This is a genomic window from Mesobacillus sp. (assembly GCF_049588175.1).
Taxonomy (GTDB): domain Bacteria; phylum Bacillota; class Bacilli; order Bacillales; family Cytobacillaceae; genus Mesobacillus.
In genome coordinates, this window is record NZ_JBAVFI010000366.1 from 1 (window position 1) to 2,519 (window position 2,519).

3 protein-coding genes are annotated in these 2,519 nt (G+C 42.1%); 2 read left to right on the forward strand and 1 reads right to left on the reverse strand.

Annotated features, from left to right (window positions below; genetic code table 11):
* Positions 1-11 precede the first annotated feature (11 nt).
* Positions 12-530, forward strand: coding sequence for a DinB family protein (locus tag WB217_RS09050; RefSeq protein WP_423992693.1), 519 nt, complete (start codon positions 12-14; stop codon positions 528-530).
* Between the two features lie 90 nt (positions 531-620).
* Here WB217_RS09050 and mreBH read toward each other — a convergent pair whose 3' ends face one another.
* Complete coding sequence (gene mreBH / locus WB217_RS09055) at positions 621-1,628, reverse strand: rod-share determining protein MreBH (protein WP_423992695.1); 1,008 nt, start codon at positions 1,626-1,628, stop codon at positions 621-623.
* 276 nt (positions 1,629-1,904) lie between these two features.
* On the opposite strand from mreBH, the gene miaA reads away from it, so the two are divergent.
* On the forward strand, positions 1,905-2,519 hold a 615-nt coding region (gene miaA, locus WB217_RS09060; protein WP_423992697.1), incomplete at its 3' end, for a tRNA (adenosine(37)-N6)-dimethylallyltransferase MiaA.

Below are 2,519 nucleotides of genomic sequence, written 5' to 3' on the forward strand. Positions count from 1 at the left end.
GAGATACGTAATTGCTTACACGTCCATTAATCGAAGAATATCCCGAATACACTAGAAGCTATATAAATTTAGTTCCAGAACGAGATATAACAGATATTCTTGCCTCACAGTCGGAGGAAACTTATAAACTACTTTCAAACCTTACAGATGCAGAAGCCGATTACCGGTATGCAGAAGGAAAATGGTCACTCAGTGAAGTCGTTGGACATTTAACCGATACCGAACGGATCATGGGGTACAGATTGCTGCGTATTTCCAGGGGAGATCAGACCGTGCTCCCTGGCTACAGTGAGAATGATTATGTAAGAGAGGCTGCCTTTCATTTGCGGTCCCTCACAGAGCTTCTTGAGGATTATAAGTTAGTCAGAAGGTCTACAATCAGCTTAATGAAGGGGATACCACAACATGCATGGGGGCGGAAAGGTTCAGCTAATGGATATGAAATAACTGCGAGAGCACTTCCTTTCATGATTGCGGGACATGAGCTTCATCATATGAAAATCATTATAGAAAAATATTTAAAAGTTTAGAAGCTGAATCTTACCTGATTGGCATGTAATTATGTATGTTTAAAAAGCAAAAAAACTCGTTCGAAAATAACGAGTTTTTTTGCGTAGTATTTATCTCACTGCTGGCTGAAGCTTATGAATGTACTGAAGCGCTTTTCCAGTACCGATTGCAACAGATTCCAATGGATTAGGAGCGATATGGACAGGTACGACCATCTCTCCACCTAACCAGTCCTGGATGCCATTCAGCAATGCGCCGCCACCTGAAAGGATGACACCGCGGTCAACGATATCACCACTTAGTTCAGCCGGACAATCTTCAAGAGTTGCGCGAATAGCTTCCATAATATGAAGAAGGGATTCCTTGATCGCATCTCTGATTTCATATGAATTAAGTGTAACAGTTTTTGGAAGACCTGTTACCAGGTCACGGCCGCGGATATCCATTTCCATCATTTCATGGTCAACGAGCGCATAGCCGATTTCCATTTTGATTTTTTCAGCTGTTCTTTCACCGATTAGAACATTGTACTCTTTACGTACATATTGAATAATGTCCTCGTCCAATCTGTCACCAGCGATACGAATCGAATGACAGGCTACAACACCGCCATAGGAGATGATCGCAACTTCGGTTGTACCGCCGCCGATATCTACGACAACGTTTGCTACAGGCTCATCAACAGGTAGGCCTGCTCCAATTGCTGCAGCAACAGGCTCTTCAATTAAATGAACCCTTTTTGCGCCTGCATTTCTCACCGCATCCTGAATCGCGCGGCGTTCAACACTAGTTGAACCAGAAGGTGTACATACAACTACATCTGGTTTGCGAAGTCCAAATCCGCCGTTTTTGGATGCCTTCTTCATGATATGTTTAAGCATTTCAGTCGTCACGTCGAAGTCCGCAATCACTCCATCCTTCAAAGGTCGGATTGCGACAATCTTGCCGGGAGTCTTCCCGATCATTTCTTTTGCTTCCTTGCCGACAGCAAGTACGGTTTTTGTTTCAGTATCAATCGCCACAACAGAAGGCTCATTTAGAGCGATTCCTTTATTTTTACTATATACAAGTGTGTTGGCTGTTCCTAAATCAATTCCAATTTCTGTAGTAGATAACATTCGTTTTCACCCAGTTCTCTATAAATTAGTAAATCCATCATAGACTTCTACTAAACTACCATGAATTTGGGGGTGAAAGGGCTTTTGTTACGCAATCGTTATCTAAATGTAAAACTAGAGGAAAATTTACTCAAAAATTGTAGATTTAAGAATATATAAGATGAGGTTGGGGTATAATGCATAGATGTTCAACTGCTTTCTATTTAATGGTAAGATAAAATTAAATGTTGGGATATCAATGCCAACAGCTTCAAAGAAAAGGCAGTGTGAAGTTTTTTGGGACAAAAACAGAAATTGATTGTGTTAATTGGGCCGACTGCTGTCGGTAAAACAAACCTGAGCATTGAACTAGCAAAGCATTTTAATGGTGAAATCATCAGCGGAGATTCGATGCAGATTTATAAGAGCATGGATATAGGAACCGCCAAAGTCACCAAAGAAGAAATGGAAGGAATTCCTCATCATTTAATTGATATTAAAGAGCCGGATGAAAGTTTTTCAACTGCGGAATTCCAGGAACTAGTCCGCACGAAAATAGATGAAATCAGCTCGAGGGGAAGGGTTCCAATGATTGTGGGCGGCACTGGGCTATACATTCAGTCCGTCATTTATGACTATCATTTTACAGATGCGCCATCAGACCCGAGCTTCCGCAGTAAGCTGGAAAAAGAAGCCGAGGAACATGGCCCGGATGTTTTGCATGAAAGATTGAAGGCTGAGGATCCGGAAAGTGCTTCGCGAATTCATCCGAATAATGTCCGGCGAGTGATCAGGGCATTAGAAATCATTCATTGCACAGGGAGAACAGCAGCAGAGCTTCAGGAGAACCAATCCCCTGAGCTATTGTATGATACTGCGATTATTGGGTTGACGATGGACAGGGAATTACTC

Excerpts from the sequence above, each read along its gene's own strand:
- mreBH (WP_423992695.1), bottom strand. The coding sequence starts at position 1,628 with ATGTTATCTACTACAGAAATTGGAATTGATTTAGGAACAGCCAACACA.